This is a genomic window from Streptomyces sp. NPDC107517, from assembly GCF_055582645.1.
Genome location: NZ_JBVJPM010000007.1, coordinates 93,541 through 108,585, shown reverse-complemented (window position 1 = coordinate 108,585; position 15,045 = coordinate 93,541). Strand labels below are relative to the sequence as shown.

At 73.0% G+C, this 15,045-nt stretch carries 15 protein-coding genes and 1 pseudogene; 9 read left to right on the top strand and 7 right to left on the bottom strand.

The features are described 5' to 3' along the window. Positions 1 to 20: 20 nt before the first annotated feature. Complete coding sequence (locus ACZ67T_RS18430) at positions 21 to 1,133, bottom strand: sensor histidine kinase (protein ID WP_469985171.1); 1,113 nt, start codon at positions 1,131 to 1,133, stop codon at positions 21 to 23. After that, positions 1,126 to 1,887, bottom strand: coding sequence for a response regulator transcription factor (locus ACZ67T_RS18425; protein ID WP_469985170.1), 762 nt, complete (start codon positions 1,885 to 1,887; stop codon positions 1,126 to 1,128). Before ACZ67T_RS18425 ends, ACZ67T_RS18430 begins: the two co-directional genes overlap by 8 nt. A 126-nt stretch (positions 1,888 to 2,013) precedes the next feature. Between ACZ67T_RS18425 and ACZ67T_RS18420 the strand changes: the two genes are divergently transcribed. From ACZ67T_RS18420 to ACZ67T_RS18410, 3 genes and pseudogenes are all read left to right on the top strand, one after another. After that, the gene (locus ACZ67T_RS18420) at positions 2,014 to 2,745 is read left to right on the top strand and encodes a glycosyltransferase family 2 protein (protein WP_469985168.1); all 732 of its coding nucleotides are present in this window, start codon (positions 2,014 to 2,016) and stop codon (positions 2,743 to 2,745) included. After that, positions 2,742 to 3,410 carry a TIGR04282 family arsenosugar biosynthesis glycosyltransferase gene (locus ACZ67T_RS18415; RefSeq protein ID WP_469985518.1) on the top strand — a complete coding sequence of 223 codons (669 nt, stop codon included), beginning with the start codon at positions 2,742 to 2,744 and terminating at the stop codon, positions 3,408 to 3,410. The genes ACZ67T_RS18420 and ACZ67T_RS18415 overlap by 4 nt, the downstream gene beginning before the upstream one ends. Continuing rightward, a pseudogene (locus ACZ67T_RS18410) lies at positions 3,407 to 4,057 on the top strand (class I SAM-dependent methyltransferase); the annotation flags it as partial. The gene ACZ67T_RS18415 and the pseudogene ACZ67T_RS18410, both read left to right, overlap by 4 nt. On the opposite strand, the gene ACZ67T_RS18405 reads toward ACZ67T_RS18410, so the two are convergent. Both ACZ67T_RS18405 and ACZ67T_RS18400 read right to left on the bottom strand, forming a co-directional pair. Then, a complete protein-coding gene (locus tag ACZ67T_RS18405; RefSeq protein WP_469985166.1) occupies positions 4,015 to 4,563 on the bottom strand; it encodes a hypothetical protein in 549 nt (182 codons plus the stop codon). The pseudogene ACZ67T_RS18410 and the gene ACZ67T_RS18405 overlap by 43 nt on opposite strands. Next, positions 4,563 to 5,795, bottom strand: a complete 1,233-nt coding sequence (locus ACZ67T_RS18400; protein ID WP_469985164.1) for a molybdopterin-dependent oxidoreductase — start codon at positions 5,793 to 5,795, stop codon at positions 4,563 to 4,565. The genes ACZ67T_RS18405 and ACZ67T_RS18400 overlap by 1 nt, the downstream gene beginning before the upstream one ends. Positions 5,796 to 5,950: 155 nt before the next feature. Between ACZ67T_RS18400 and ACZ67T_RS18395 the strand changes: the two genes are divergently transcribed. After that, positions 5,951 to 7,309: a hypothetical protein gene (locus ACZ67T_RS18395; protein WP_469985162.1), complete on the top strand. Its 1,359-nt coding sequence runs from the start codon at positions 5,951 to 5,953 to the stop codon at positions 7,307 to 7,309. On the opposite strand, the gene ACZ67T_RS18390 is transcribed toward ACZ67T_RS18395, so the two are convergent. Next, positions 7,296 to 8,990 carry a phosphatidylglycerol lysyltransferase domain-containing protein gene (locus tag ACZ67T_RS18390; protein WP_469985517.1) on the bottom strand — a complete coding sequence of 565 codons (1,695 nt, stop codon included), beginning with the start codon at positions 8,988 to 8,990 and terminating at the stop codon, positions 7,296 to 7,298. The genes ACZ67T_RS18395 and ACZ67T_RS18390 overlap by 14 nt on opposite strands. Positions 8,991 to 9,198: 208 nt before the next feature. Between ACZ67T_RS18390 and ACZ67T_RS18385 the strand changes: the two genes are divergently transcribed. Next, complete coding sequence (locus tag ACZ67T_RS18385; protein ID WP_469985160.1) at positions 9,199 to 10,425, top strand: alpha/beta hydrolase; 1,227 nt, start codon at positions 9,199 to 9,201, stop codon at positions 10,423 to 10,425. Between the two features lie 134 nt (positions 10,426 to 10,559). After that, entirely contained in the window at positions 10,560 to 11,045 is a 486-nt protein-coding gene (locus ACZ67T_RS18380) for a DUF4440 domain-containing protein (protein ID WP_326777225.1), read from the top strand. Between the two features lie 171 nt (positions 11,046 to 11,216). Here the strand turns inward: ACZ67T_RS18380 and ACZ67T_RS18375 are convergent, their stop codons facing one another. After that, positions 11,217 to 11,942 carry a class I SAM-dependent methyltransferase gene (locus ACZ67T_RS18375; protein ID WP_469985158.1) on the bottom strand — a complete coding sequence of 242 codons (726 nt, stop codon included), beginning with the start codon at positions 11,940 to 11,942 and terminating at the stop codon, positions 11,217 to 11,219. Positions 11,943 to 12,353: 411 nt separating this feature from the next. On the opposite strand from ACZ67T_RS18375, the gene rho reads away from it, so the two are divergent. From rho to ACZ67T_RS18360, 3 genes are read left to right on the top strand one after another with little or no spacing between them, the layout of a single operon-like run. Then, the gene (gene rho, locus ACZ67T_RS18370; protein ID WP_469985156.1) at positions 12,354 to 13,514 is read left to right on the top strand and encodes a transcription termination factor Rho; all 1,161 of its coding nucleotides are present in this window, start codon (positions 12,354 to 12,356) and stop codon (positions 13,512 to 13,514) included. A 56-nt stretch (positions 13,515 to 13,570) separates the two neighbouring features. Continuing rightward, on the top strand, positions 13,571 to 14,059 hold the full coding sequence (locus tag ACZ67T_RS18365) for a GNAT family N-acetyltransferase (protein ID WP_469985155.1): 489 nt from the start codon (positions 13,571 to 13,573) through the stop codon (positions 14,057 to 14,059). A gap of 48 nt (positions 14,060 to 14,107) precedes the next feature. Continuing rightward, positions 14,108 to 14,647, top strand: a complete 540-nt coding sequence (locus tag ACZ67T_RS18360; protein ID WP_469985154.1) for an inorganic diphosphatase — start codon at positions 14,108 to 14,110, stop codon at positions 14,645 to 14,647. A gap of 35 nt (positions 14,648 to 14,682) precedes the next feature. Here the strand turns inward: ACZ67T_RS18360 and ACZ67T_RS18355 are convergent, their stop codons facing one another. Next, positions 14,683 to 15,045 (bottom strand): ArsR/SmtB family transcription factor, encoded by a 363-nt coding sequence (locus ACZ67T_RS18355; protein WP_406109020.1) that lies wholly within the window; start codon positions 15,043 to 15,045, stop codon positions 14,683 to 14,685.

The following is a 15,045-nucleotide window of genomic DNA, read 5'->3' as shown; positions in this document are numbered from 1 at the left end:
GGCGAAGTGGCACCTGCGGGCTACACCCCCGCCGCCGGGAGCGTCACCTCGAAGCAGCAGCCGCCGGCCACGTTGCGCACGGCGGCGCTGCCCCGGTGGGCCTCGACGATTCCTCTGACGATGGCGAGCCCGAGGCCCGCGCCCGACGGAGGCGTACGGGCATGGCTGCCGCGCCAGCCCGTGTCGAAGACGCGGGGCAGATCCTGCTCGGGGATGCCGCCGCAGCCGTCCGTGACCGTGAGGACCACGCCGTGCGTCGAGCCCGCCGCCGCCACGGCGACCGTGCCGTCGGCCGGGGTGCGCCGGATCGCGTTGACGAGGAGGTTGCCGAGGACGCGGCTCATCTCCTTGCCGTCGACCTCGACGGGAATCCTGTCGACCCGGTCACCGACGAGGCGTACACCGTGTTCGCGGGCGAGCGGGTCGGCGCCCGCGAGCGCGTCCCCCACGAGGTCGTGGAGGGAGATCCTCGACGGGCTCAGGACGAGGGTCCCCGCGTGGATGCGCGACAGTTCGAAGAGGTCGCCCACCATGTCGTTCATGCGCTCGACCTCGGTGCGGATCTGGCGCAGATAGCGGCCCGGGTCGGCCGCCATGCCGTCCTCCAGCGCCTCGGACATCGCGCGGAGCCCGGCGAGCGGGGTGCGCAGATCGTGCGAGATCCAGGCGACCAGCTCGCGACGCGAGGTCTCCAGGGCGCGCTCGCGGTCTCTGGACGCGGCCAGCTTGGCGCTGGTGGCCTCCAACTCCCTCGAGAGCGCGGCGAGCTCCGCCGTCGCGGGGGCGAGGGGCGCCGCGAAGCTGCCGCCGTCACCGAAGGAGCGGGCGGCGAGGGTGAGTGCCCTGCTGCGGGCCACGACCCAGCGGCCGAGGAGCAGCGCGGTCGCGAGCGACACGGTGGCGGCCATCGCGGCGACGGTCGTCACGACGGACAGGTCGTGCGGGGACAGGAACATCGCCCAGGCCACGACGAGTGTTCCGGCGAGCATCGCCGTCACGGCGACGGCCGCGACGACGGTGAGCGACACCGTCAGGGAGCGGCGGCGCAGCACGAACAGGGCGAGTGCGCCCAGCAGACCGGCGCCGACGGCACCGAGGAACGCGTAGAGGGCGATGAGGAGCATGTCATGCACGGGGTTCGGTCCAGTCTGCCGATGCGCGGTCGGGCCGCGCGGCGTCGCTGTGCGGGCCGCCGGGGTCCAGGCGGTAGCCGACGCCCCAGACCGTCTGGATGAGGCGCGGTGCCGCCGGGTCGTCCTCGATCTTGCCGCGCAGCCGGCGGACGTGGACCGTGACGGTCGACAGGTCGCCGAAGTCCCAGCCCCACACCTGCTGCATGAGCTCCTCACGGGAGAAGGCGCGGCCCGGGTGGCGCAGGAAGAAGGCGAGGAGGTCGAACTCCCTGATAGTCAGGGCGAGTTCGTCCCCCGACTTGGTGGCGCGCCGGGCCGCCGGGTCGATGGTGAGGGCGGCCGCGCGCAGCGGTCCCGACGGCTTGGGTGCCGTGGCCGCGCGGGCCCGGCGCAGCACCGACTCGACGCGCAGGACCAGCTCGCGCGGGCTGAACGGCTTGGTCACGTAGTCGTCCGCGCCGACCTCGAGGCCGAGGATGCGCTCGTCCTCGTCGCCGCGCGCCGTCAGCATGATCACGGGGACGGGGCCGCGTGCCCGGAGCCTGCGGCACACCTCGAGGCCGTCCATGCCGGGCAGCATCAGGTCGAGGACGACCAGGTCGGGCCCGTGCGCGGCGGCGCGGTCGAGGGCGGCCGGGCCGTCGGCCGCGCGGTCGACGTCGTAGCCGGCGCGGTCCAGGTAGCCCGCGACGACCTCGGCGACGGTCGGGTCGTCGTCGACGACGAGGACGCGGCCGAGCGGTGGTGTCTGCATCCCACCAGCGTCGCACCCGAGGCCGCCGATCGGAGTCACCGGAGGGGCCGTCCGCGTCCGACGTCCGCGTTTCGTAAGGAGCTGAGGACCGGAATGTCCGGTTTGGATTCGTAGGGTGACACTGTGATGCCCCCTGACTTCCCCTCCCTCCGCGACCTGGCCCCCTCGGTCGATGTCGTGCTGCCCTGCCTCGACGAGGCCGCCGCGCTGCCGTGGGTGCTGGCCCGCATCCCGGACGGCTGGCGGGCAATCGTCGTGGACAACGGGTCCACCGACGGCTCCCCCGACATCGCCCGTTCCCTGGGCGCGACCGTGGTGACGGAGCCCCGGCGCGGCTTCGGGGCCGCCTGCCACGCGGGCCTGCTGGCGTCCGACGCGGAAGTGGTCTGCTTCTGCGACTGCGACGCGTCGCTCGATCCGGCTCTGCTGACGACGTTCGTCGAGGACGTCATAGAGGGCCGGGCCGATCTCGTGCTCGGCCGGCGCAGGCCGCAGGGCCGTGGTGCCTTCCCCGTGCACGCACGCGCCGGAAACCTCGCGCTGGCGGGGATGCTGCGCCGGCGCACCGGGCTGCGGCTGCACGACCTGGGCCCGCTGCGGGCCGCGCGCCGCACGTCCCTGCTCGGCCTGGACCTCACGGACCGCCGCAGCGGCTACCCCCTCCAGATGGTCGTCCGGGCCGCCGACGCGGGCTGGCACATCGAGGAGCGCCCGGTGCCCTACCGGCCCCGTACGGGAAAGTCCAAGGTCACGGGCACCTGGAGGGGCACCTGGCAGGCGGTGCGTGACATGCGGGGGGTCCTCGCGGAGAAGCCGCGGACGGCGCTGTGCGCACGCGGAGAGGCGGCGTCGCGGTGACCGCCGGCGGATCGCCCGCAGCGCGGCGGCACGACACCACGCTCCTCGTCATCGCCAAGTCGCCGGTGCCAGGGCGGGTCAAGACGCGGCTCACGCCGCCGTTCACGCCCGAGGAGGCCGCGCTCCTGGCCGAGGCCTCGCTCGTCGACACGCTCCAGGCAGCGCTCGCCACGCCCGCGCGGCGTCGCGTCCTGGTCCTCGACGGGGCGCCCGGAGCGTGGCTGCCGCCGGGGATCGACGTGGTCCCGCAGTGCGGCGGAGGCCTGGACGAGCGGCTCGCGGCGGCGTTCGCCGGGTGTACCGGGCCGGCCGTCCTGATCGGGATGGACACACCTCAGGTGACGCCCGCGCTGCTCGCGCCCGCGCTCGGGCCCGACGCCTGGCGGGGCTGCGACGCATGGTTCGGGCCGGCCGACGACGGCGGGTTCTGGGCGCTCGGGCTCGCCGAGCCCGATCCGGAGCTGCTGCGGGGTGTGCCGATGTCGACGGCGCACACGGGTGCGGCGCAGCGGGCCCGGCTCACGGACGCGGGGCTGCGCGTACGGGACCTGCCGGTCCTGCGGGACGTCGACACGGCCCACGACGCCGCCCTGGTGGCGGCTGAAGCGCCGGACGGCCGGTTCGCCGCCGAGCACGCGCGGCTGACGCGGGTGGTCCGCTCATGACCACGGCGCGCGAGGCGGCACCGGCCTGGTGCACGGACCCCTACGCCGACGCCGTGCGCAACGAGCGAGGCCCCCTCTTCCTGCGGCGCGCCGACGGATGGCTGCTGCCGCTCGAGGTGGAGCGCTGGTGCGCGGTCGCCGACGCCGCCGACCTGTCGGCGCTGCGCCGCTGCGAGGGCGCTGTCCTCGACATCGGCTGCGGCCCCGGCCGAATCGTCGCCGCACTCGCAGCGGCCGGGCACCGCGCGCTCGGCATCGACGTGAGCGAGGCCGCGGTCGCGCGGACGGTCCGCCTCGGCGGCGCCGCTCTGCAGCGGTCCGTCTTCGACTCCCTGCCCGGCGAGGGACGTTGGGGGACGGCACTCCTTCTCGACGGCAACATCGGCATCGGCGGCGACCCGGGGGGCCTGCTGTCCCGGGTCGCCGAACTCACCGCCCCCGGTGGGCTGCTGATCGCCGAGACGGCTCCGCTCGACATAGACGAGCGGGTGGAGGTACGGGTGGACGACGGGCAGGGCACCGCGGGCTCGCTGTTCCCGTGGGCCCGGGTGGGCACGCGCGCGCTGCTGCGCGACGCGCGCCCGCTCGGCTGGCAGCCGGTCGCTCAGTGGTCCGAGGGCGGGCGTTCCTTCGTCTCCTTGCGCCGCTGACGCTCCCGTTCACGCTCCCGCGCCCGCTGCTCACGGCGCGCCCTGCGCGCCTGCCTCCAGGGCGACGCGGGAGCAAGGAACGTCACGGACACGAACCACAGGGCCGACGCGGCGAACAGTGCTGCCGTCAGCAGCAGCCACCGCGGCAGGAACGCTTCCCCCGAATGCCCCGTCACGAGGACGTAGTGGTCCTCTCGCGCGCGCGTGATCAGCGGGAACCACACCAGGAGTAGCAGCCCCGACAGGAACGCGGGGACGCGCACGTAGATCATGGCCGTGCGGCTCCGGTCGCCGAGCGCCGTCTGCGCCGCGCGGTCGGCGATCGAGTACACCGGCACGAGCACCAGGTCGTGGACGAGGGCCGCGCCGACGAACCAGATCGCCACGGCCCACACGTCGCCTTGGAGCAGCCGCACGCCCGCGTATCCCGCGAGGGCGAACGAGGCGGCCAGGAGCAGCAGCTGGAGCGGGCTCTCGCCGTACCAACGACTCAGTCGGTTCATCACAGCGCTCCGAACGTCATGCGGGCGACCCACTTCGTGTTCAGGACGCCCGGCGCCGCGGGCACGATGACGCGGGCCGGGTAGCCGTGGTCAGCGGTGAGGTCGGCTCCGTTGACGCGCAGGGCCAGCAGGGAGCGCGGGTCGTGGACCTGGTTGTGCCGCAGGGCCGCCTTGCGGAACGCGCCGCGCTGTTGCAGGGACTCGACGAGAACGTCGGTGTCGCCGTCGGTCCCGGCGAGGACGGCGAGGTCCCGCAGCCGTACACCGCTCCACTGCTGGTCGTCCGTGGACCAGCCTTCGACGCAGGCGATGGGCAACGACGAGGTGTGCTGCGGGAGTCGGAGCAGGTCGTCGCGGGTGAGCCGGTGGACGGAGCCTTTCGGGCCGGTGACCACGAGCCGCCACTGCTCACCCATGTCGGCGGTACGGATGCCCGCCACCGCGGCGGTCTTGTTGATCTGGAAGCGGCCGGGGCCCGTGCCCGGGTCGGCGCCGCCGTGCGGGGCGAACAGGGCGGTGCGGCGCCACACCCCGCCGATGCTCTGACCGGCCGTCGTGACGAGCAGCAGGAGCGAACCCCCGCCGACCATGGCGAGCGCCCCGCGCCGCGACACGGTGGGCTCGGCGGGCTTCGCCGCCACCAGGTCCCCTGTCTCGGGCAGGCCGGCCTTCCGCTCGCGCATCACACGCAGCGCCTGCGGTACGCGCAGCACGGCGTGCACGACGAACGCGCCGATGAACACCCAGGCGCCGTAGAAGTGCAGCGTGTAGAAGGAGCCGGGGAACAGGTAGTCGAGTTGCACGTTGAGGATGCCGGTCACGAACTCGAAGAGCGCGCCGCCCACGAGCAGGAGCAGCGAAAGACGCTCCAGGGCGTGGCCGATGGAGCGTACGGGTGGCATCTCGAACAGTTTGGGCACGACCGACCACAGCTTGGCGAGCAGCACGGGTACGAGCGTGATGCCCACGGTGACGTGCAGTCCCTGGGTGAGGCGGTACAGCCAGTGCGGGTCCGTCGGCCAGGAGAACAGATAGAAGCCGAGCAGCCCCTTGTCGGGGGTCTTGTCGTTGACCGCCGCGAGGTTCGGGTTGTACGCGGCGTAGGACAGGAGGCCGGTCACGAAGAGCAGGGTCATCCCGACGAGCAGGACGAGGCCGAGTACCGCGGTGAAGCGGGGGCCGCGCAGGGGGCTGCGCCAGGGATCGGGGAGAGTGCGGGGGAAGTCGCCCATGCGGTTCCTTCAGGCTGTGCGCGGCGGGGGGCCCGCCGACCTGGTCCGACCGTATTGCGCAATGTCCGCGGATCGGCGCAGAAAGATCTGACGGTTCGGTGACGCAACCCCGCGGTGCCGACCGATCGGCGGTGCGGGCGCTTAGCGTTCCGGATGTGAAGGTCGAAGCTCCCCCCGCCGCCCCCAGCACCGCGCCACCCTCCAGCGGGACGCGCCGTGACCTGTCTGCCGCCGCTGCCGCGGTGGCCCTGGTCACGGCGGCCGTCCTCGTGGGCCGGTACATCCAGGACCACTACGGCACTCTGCACGTCAACTGGGCTCCCCTGTACGCCCATTGGGAACCGCACGTGGGCCCGGGGACCCCGGCGGCGATCTCGGTCGCCGTACTGGTCGTCGCGTACGGGCCCGTGGTGGCCGACCGGCTGCGGTGGCGGCTGCTGCTGCCCGCCGTGTGGGCCGCGTCGGCGGCGTGGACGTTCTCGCTCGCGCTGATCGACGGCTGGCAGCGGGGCATCGCCGGGCGCCTCACAACCTCGTACGAGTATCTGCAGGTCATCGACCGGTTCGACGACGTCGGCGCGATGCTGCGCGACTTCACGCGGCACATCCTGCTGCAGTCCCCCGGCCACTGGCCGCCGCATGTCGCGGGGCATCCGCCCGCGGCGACCCTGACCTTCGTCGGCCTGGACCGGATCGGGCTCGGTGGCGGCGCGTGGGCCGGGGTGTGGTGCATCACGGTGGGGTGCACGGCGGCGCTCGCCGTCCTCGTCACCGTCCGCGCGCTCGCCGACGAGCGGACGGCGCGCCGCGCCTCGCCGTTCCTGGCGCTCGCGCCGGCCGCGGTCTGGATGGGCACATCGGCCGACGGCTACTTCGCTGCGGTCGCCGCGTGGTCGGTGGCGCTCCTCGCGCTGGCGGCCACCCGCGGCAGCCGCTGGGCGGCCCTCGGCAGCGGACTGCTGTTCGGGCTCACCTGCTATCTGTCGTACGGGCTGACGCTGATCGCCCTCGTCGCGGCGGCCGTGCTGCTCACCGCGCGGACGGTGCGGCCGCTGCCGCTGTTCGCCGTGGGAGCGGCCGTCGTGCCCGTCGCGTTCACTCTCGTCGGGTTCAACTGGTGGGAGGCGTACCACCTGCTGACGGAGCGCTATTACCAGGGTGCGGGCGGGATCCGGCCGTACGGCTACTGGATCTGGGCCAACCCCGCGTGCACCGTGCTGATCGTCGGCCTTGCCACGGCGGCGGGGCTGAGCCGGGTACCTGGACGTGTCCTGCGTGACCGGGCGGAGCCGGAGGGGCGGCTCGCCCTTGTCGTCCTCGGCGCGGCGCTCGCTCTTCTGGCCGCCGATCTGTCGGGCATGAGCAAGGCGGAGACGGAGCGCATCTGGCTCCCGTTCGCCGCCTGGCTCCTCGCGGCCACCGCTCTGCTGCCGGAGCGGTGGCGTCGCGGGTGGCTGACCGCGCAGGCCGTGCTCGCCCTGCTGATCAACCACCTGCTGGTCACGGGATGGTGACCTCCACCGGCTGCGGCTTCTCCCCGCGGGCGGCGGGCCGGCTCCTGAGCAGCTGACGCAGCCGCTCCGCGGGGCGCGGCAGGACGACGAACGCCTCCGCCTGGAGGCAGGCCCAGCTGATCCTCGGCAGGTCGCGCACCGTGGGATAGACGACGAAGCGCGGCTCCCACTCCGGGCGGAACTTCGCGTTGAAGCGGTACAGGGACTCGATCTGGAACCAGCGCGACAGGAACACGAGCAGCCCCCGCCACACCCGCAGCACCGGTCCCGCGCCGAGGCGTTCGCCACGGGCGAGAGCGGCCCGGAAGACCGCGAAGTTCAGCGACACACGGCGCACTCCGAGCCCGGGCGCGCCCCGCAGGGCGGCCACGATGAGGAGTTCGTTCAGGCCGGGTTCGGCCGTGCGGTCCCGGCGCATCAGGTCGAGGGAGAGACCGTCCTCGCCCCAGGGCACGAAGTGGAGCAGGGCGCGCACGCGGTCGTTGCCCGCCTCGTCGTCCTGGTGCGCGGTGACGACGACGCAGTCCCCGTCGTCGGGGTCGCCGAACCGGCCGAGCGCCATCGAGAACCCGCGTTCGGTGGCACTGCCCCGCCACGCGGCGGCGGCCTCGCGCAGCCGCTTCTTCTCCTCGTCGGGCAGATCGCGTACGCGCCGCATGCGGCAGGAGTAGCCGGCGCGTTCGATGCGGTTGACCATCTGCCGGACGTTGCGCATGGAGCGCCCGGAGAGGCTGAAGGCCGCGCAGTCGACGATGGCCTCGTCGCCCAGCTCCAGTGCCTTGAGGCCGCCCTCGCGGATCCACACCTGTCCGCCGAGTTCACTGCACCCCATCACGGCCGGGGTCCAGGCGTGCAGGGCGCACTGCCGCAGGAACTCCTTGATGGCGCCGGGCCAGGCCTCGTGGTCGCCGATGGGGTCGCCACCGGCCAGGGCGACGCCGGACACCACGCGGTAGGCGACGGCGGCCTTGCCGGACGGCGAGAAGAGGACGCTCTTGTCGCCGCGCAGCGCGAAGTAGCCGAGCGAGTCGCGCCGGCCCTCGTCGGCCAGGAGGGCACGCAGCCGTTCGTCACTGTCGGCGGGGCGCAGGGTGACGGGCCGCAGGGCGAGATAGACGCTGGTTGCGGCGGTGACCACACCGAGCGCGAGCAACGAGAACTGGACGATGTCGGCGGCCCTGTCGCTGCTGTACGCGATGGGGCCCGACGCACCGACCAGGCCGTAGGCGACCTCCTGGACCCGTTCGGTGAACACGATGGAGTGGCCCGCCTCCTGGTGCGCGCGCACGCCGACGACGAGGAGCCCGAGCCCGAAACTGCTGCCGCCGAGGACGACGAGGTTCCACAGGGCTCGCGTTCTGCCGCGCGGGTCGCCGAGCGCGTAGAACTCCTCGCGGTGGGCGACGAGCGCGACGCACAGGACGGCCGAGACCAGCGCGGGGATCAGGGCATGGTGGCGCACGCCCTGGACGAGCGCGCTGACCGCGAGCAGCGCCACGGCCGCCTCCCAGGCGCGCCGTTTACGGCGGCGCAGGCCCCTGGCGAGTATGACGAGCAGCAGCCCCGCGGCGAGCGCGGCGGCACGCGCCGCCTCCTCGGCGAGGCCGGGCACGTAGGGCGCGATGCGCTCTATGCGGGTCTCGTGCATGTGCGGGGAGATCGCCGACGCGATGTCCAGCATTCCGATGATCAGGCACGTGTGACCTGCCACGGCGGCGGGGCGTTGTTTCACAGGGAACGAGCGTAGGAGCGCTCCACGTCGCTGGAGTAAGAGCGGCACAACAGCACGGTAAGAACGCGGTGGCCGGCAAACCTTCATCGGCCGTCGCGCCTCTTTCCCGGTGAAAACTGCCGAACACCGCAGATGACGGCTGAAAGTTGAGGAAACCATGGGCCTGACGAGCCGGGCACTCGAATACGCGACGGTGCTGGCCGCCCTGGTGTGTGTGGCGCTCACGGTCTGGGTGTGGCCGCGGCTCGCCCGGCGCGGGCCCGCCGCCGTGCTCGGCCGACTCGGCATGATCGGCGCGACCCAGCTCACGATCCTCACCGCGTTCGCCGTCGCCGTGAACGCGAACTTCGAGTTCTACGGCTCGTGGGACGAGCTGCTCGGCCGGGTCGACACGGCGCCCGCCGAGGTCACGGCGCTCGGCCACGGCGGCATCTACACCACGGTCGGCGCGGTGCGCGGCGGTCTGGTGCAGCCCGCCGGGCCGCAGGGCCTCGATCAGGTGAGGGGGATTCCGCACGGACCCGCGGCGCAGGTCGGCCGGGTCGAGTCGGTCAAGATCGTCGGACGGCGCAGCCGGGCCGTGAACCCGGCCTTCGTGTATCTGCCGCCGCAGTACTTCCAGAAGCAGTTCTACCGCCAGCGCTTCCCCGTGATGGTCGCGATCAGCGGCTACCCGGGCGGCATCATGAACCTCGCCCGGTACCTCCAGGTCCCCCAGACCGCGGACCGGCTGCTGCGGGCGGACAGGATGCAGCCGACGGTGATCGTGATGGTGCGCCCGACGATCGCGCCGCCCCGGGACACGGAGTGCGTGGACGTGCCGGGCGGTCCGCGGGCCGAGACGTTCTTCACGAAGGACCTGCCGGAGGCGCTCAAGCGGTCGTACCGCGTGGGCCACGACCCGAGCGCGTGGGGCGCCCTCGGGTACTCGTCGGGCGGCACGTGCGCACTGCAGCTCACCCTGCGCCACCCCGATGTGTACACGTCGGCGGCCGCGCTGTCGGCGGACTACAGGATCGGCGACGACCTGACGACCGGCAGCCTCTTCGGTTCGGGTCCCGACGCCGCCCGGCGACAGCGCGAGCACGACCTGATCTGGCGCCTGGAGAACCTGCCCGTGCCGCGCGTGTCCGTCCTCGCCGCCAGCAGCAGGTCGGGCGAGAAGGACTACGGCGACACGATGAGGTTCCTGCACGCGGTCAGGCCGCCCATGACGTCGGCCCGGATCATCCTGCCGCGCGGCAGCCACCACTTCACGACATGGCAGCGGGAGATCGCGCCGGCCATGCAGTGGATGAGCGGCCAGCTGACGTTTCCGCAGGACACGACGTCCTCACCGCACCGCCCGCCCATGCCACAGGCCGCGAGCCGGCCGCACTCCTAGGACCGGCGCCGGTGTCCCGCCGCCTGGCCCGTCGCTCCGGCCCGACCGGTCGCCCGTCACCGACGACCCGTTACGGTGGCCTGGCATCCGCGTCGCCCCGGCGCGCCTCCCCCGTCCGACCTGGAGCGTCCCTCATGCCCGAGTCCGCCGTGTCCGCCCGCCCCGCACTGGCCAGGCCGGGCGCGGCGCCCGGCGACGTGGCCGCCGTCTGGTCCGTGGTGACCGGCATGTACGAGGCGTACGCCACCGGGGACCGCGCCCAGATCGACGCCCGGCTCGACCCGGAGGCGACGATCTGGGACCCGGCCGCCGAGCCGCTGCTGCTCGGCAAGCCGGACCTGGACCGGGTGCGGGACGAGCGGCCCGAGTCCGAGGACGGGCCCGTGGGGAGCGGGCTTCGCCCGTACGACCCGGTCGTCGACGTCTTCGGTGACACAGCGGTCCTGCGCTACTGGCTTCGCGTCGCCTACGCGCCCGGCCCGGACGGCACTCCGCTCCGTCCCGAGCTGCTGCGGAACACGGCGGTCCTGCGCAAGGACCCCGCGGCAGGCCGCTGGCTGATCGTGCATCTCCACGAGGATGTACGGCAGGCGGGCGGGGCGCCCGAGACCGCCGTCTAGGGTCTTTCGTCCGGGTCGGGCCGGACCAGGGAGCGGGGCCATGGGGGTCCCTCCTGTTCGAGCGAAGCCGAGAGCTCGGGGGAGCCGGCGTACGACGACAGCGCCGCGAGGCGCGGTGCCAGGCCCTGCGAGCCCGGCACGATCCGAACGAAAGGCCCTGAACGAAAGGCCCTAGCGGGGCGCGCCGGTCTTCGTGGCCACCAGGAGGCGGCACCGGGGGCTGCCGTCGGAGCGCTCGCCGAATTCGGGCAGCGCCTGGAGCTCCACAACGAAACCGGCCGCGGCCAGCTCACTGCGTACGTCGCCGAGGCGGAAGCCGCGGTAGTACATGACGAAGGGCGGCCGCCACAGCGCGTTGCGGACCCGCATCGCGCCGTCGAAGGCCAGCATCGACCAGTAGCCGAGGGAGCCGGGCCGCGCGGGCGCCGGCACCGGGAACGCGAAGCGCCCGCCCGGCCTCAGCACGGAGTGGACCTGGGCGAACAGCGCGGGCCGCTGCCGTGGCAGGAAGTGGCCGAACGCCCCGAAGCTGACGACCAGGTCGAAGGCCGGCCCGAAAGGCAGCGCGAGGGCGTCGGCGCGCACCAGGTCCGCGCCGCTCGTGTGGGCCGCGCGGGCCGCCGTGAGCATGCCCGCGCTGATGTCGGCCCCGACGGGCCGCTCGCGGCACACCTGCCGCAGCACGCCGAACCCCGCGCCGGTCCCGCAGCACAGGTCGAGTCCGCGCTCGAAGGGGCCCATGCGGCGCAGGGCACGGGTGACCGGTGCGAGGACCGACCGGGGCGTGCGGAACGGCGTGCGGTCGAACTTGGGGGCGAGCAGGTCGTAGCCGTGCTCCACGGAGGACAGCGCCTGGACGGCGAGCTCGCGGACGGTGGGGCCTTCGGGGGCGAACATCGTGGCTCAGCATAGGCCGCGCCCGGGGCCACAGGGGCTGTGGTGAAGGGTTCGAGCCGGGCTTCCGGGCCGGTTTGGCACCGCGGCCCGTGACGTAAGCCCTTGCGGGACGGCGCCGACATGGTGTTACAGTGCGAGTGGCACGTGTGCTAGCCGCCTTTTCGGCGCCGGTGCCAGTCTCCCTCTCCGAATCACCGCTCCAGCGGGATTCGTCGAATCGATGTCAGCGATGCGCCAGGCGGCGCCGACGCGCCGTACCCCGCATCGCTTCTTCCCGGCCACAGGCTTCTCCGGGTTTTCACGGGCCTCTTCGCCCGCCCGCCTCGCGGGGCGTGCAGTCACCGCCCCGATCCCGCCGGATCCCACCTCATTCATGCTCTCGTGCGAACGTCCTCGAAAGGACCGATTCCGATGACCACCACACTCGAACCCCCCACCACCACAAAGGCGTTCACGACGCAGCCGAAGGAGGCCGCGGTCCAGGCCGCGGGCGTCCTCGACACCTCGGGCAACGGTCCCGGGTTCCTGCGCCTCGCCGACCTCCTGCCGACGTCGCACGACGTCCAGGTGCCGACCGCCCTGATCCGCCGACTCGGCCTGCGCAAGGGCGACTTGATCCAGGGGACGTGCGGCAGGCCCCGCGTCCTCACCGAGGTCGAGCGCGTCAACGGGCACCCCGTGCGGGAGCTGCGCGGGCGGCCCGAGTTCGGCGACCTCACTCCCCTGCACCCGCGGCAGCGCCTGCGTCTCGAAACCGCGAAGGGCGGCGTGACGCCTCGCGTCGTCGACCTGTTCACCCCCATCGGCAAGGGGCAGCGCGGGCTGATCGTGGCGCCGCCCAAGACCGGCAAGACGGTGCTGCTCCAGCAGCTCGCCGCGTCCGTCGCCACGAACCACCCCGAGGCCCATCTGATGGTGGTGCTCCTCGACGAACGTCCGGAGGAGGTCACCGACATGCGGCGCTCGGTGCGCGGCGAGGTCTTCGCCTCGACCTTCGACCAGCCTGCGAAGGCACATGTCGCGCTGGCCGAACTCGCCGTCGAGCGCGCCAAGCGGCTCGTCGAGGACGGGCGTGACGTGGTGATCCTCCTGGACTCCCTGACGCGCCTGTGCCGCGCCCACAACAACACGGCCTCGTCCGGCGGCCGCACGCTCAGCGGCGGTGTCGACTCCTCCGCGCTGATCGGCCCCAAGCGGTTCTTCGGCGCGGCGAGGCTCGCCGAGGAGGGCGGCTCGCTCACCATCCTCGCCACCGCGCTCGTCGACACCGGCTCCCGCGCCGACGACTACTTCTTCGAGGAGCTCAAGAGCACGGGCAACATGGAGATCCGTCTCGACCGCAGCCTCGCCGAGCGCCGGGTCCACCCCGCCGTCGACCTCGCCCAGTCCGGCACGCGCCGCGAGGAACTCCTCCTGACCGAGGCCGAGTTGACGGTCGTACGCGGTCTGCGGCGGGCGCTTCGGTCGCGGGACGGACACGCGGGGCTCGAGACGCTCGTCGAGCGGATCCGGCAGACACCGGACAACGCGACGTTCCTGCGGCAGGTGCAGTCCACCGTTCCCACCGCGTGAGCCGGCAGGCACCGCCCCGGGTCGATCGGCGCGACAGGATGCGTAATACTCTCACTATGACTTCGAGCATTACCGCCACGGAGAGCGCGGGGGACGGCGGGACGATCCGGGTGCGCCGGGCGACCGCCCGTGACGCCAAGCGGCTGACCCGGCTCGTCCGCACGTCGCGCGCCTACGAGGCCCCGTACGCGTCGATGGTGGCCGGCTACCGGGTGGGGCCCGACTACATCGAGGCCCATCGTGTCTTCGTCGCGGTCGGCACCGATGACCTGGTGCTCGGTTTCTACGCGCTCACGCTGGTGCCGCCGGAGCTCGACCTGATGTTCGTCGCCGACGCGGCGCAGGGACTCGGCATCGGGCGGCTGCTCGTCACCCATATGAAGGACGAGGCGCGCGCGGCAGGGCTCACCTCGGTCCGCGTGGTCTCGCACCCGCCCGCCGAGGGCTTCTACCGCAGCGTGGGAGCCGTACTCACCGGCACGGCCGCCGCCGACCCGCCCGCCGTGATGTGGGACAGGCCCGAATTGGAGTTCCCGATCGGCTGACGCGCCCGCACTCCCGGGAGGACACTCGGGGTGGACGAGGAGGCTGGCTTGGACAACGAGGTCCGACACACCGACGCAGCCCACGGCACCGACGCGGTCCACGCGTTCGACGTCACCGTGGAGATCCCCCAAGGCTCCCGCAACAAGTACGAGATGGACCATTCCGTCGGCCGGATAAGACTCGACCGGATGCTGTTCACCTCCACCCAGTACCCCGCGGACTACGGATACATCGAGGGCACGCTGGGGCGCGACGGCGATCCGCTCGACGCGCTCGTCCTGGTGGGCGATCCGACGTTCCCCGGCTGCACCGTCGAGTGCCGCGCCATCGGCATGTTCGTGATGCGGGACGAGAAGGGCATGGACGAGAAGGTCCTGTGCGTGCCCGCGCACGATCCGCGCCATACCTCCGTGCAGGACATCGAGGACATCCCCGAGTTCGACCGCCTGGAGATCACGCACTTCTTCGAGGTCTACAAGGACCTGGAGCCCGGCAAGTCCGCCGAGGGCTCGCACTGGGAGGGGCGCGACCTCACGTACGCGGAGATCACCGCCGCGCGCCGCCGGGCCGACGGCCGACAGGACTGAAGGACGGAGCGGCAGGCCACGACGGCGCGCACGTGTCAGTGCGCGCCGTCCGTCGCGCAGTGCTTGAGAAGGTCCGCGGTCGCCGCGTCGACGACGCGGTAGCGCACGATCCTGCCCTCCTTCTCCCCCTCGACCACTCCGGCCGCGCGCAGCAGCCGCAGCGCCTGTGAGACCGCCGGGTCGTTCATGCCCGTCGCGACGGCGAGATCCGACACGGCCAGCGGCCCCGCCCGGTACAGCGCGAGGAGCAGCGCGAGGCGGCGGGGATCGGCGAGCAGCGAGAACCGGTCGGCCCAGGCGCGGACATGTCCTGGCTCACCGATGGCGGCGATGGCTTCGCAGACCCGGTGGCCGTCGATCGTGCGGCGGTCGGCGCGCTCGGCAGGGACGAGATGCAT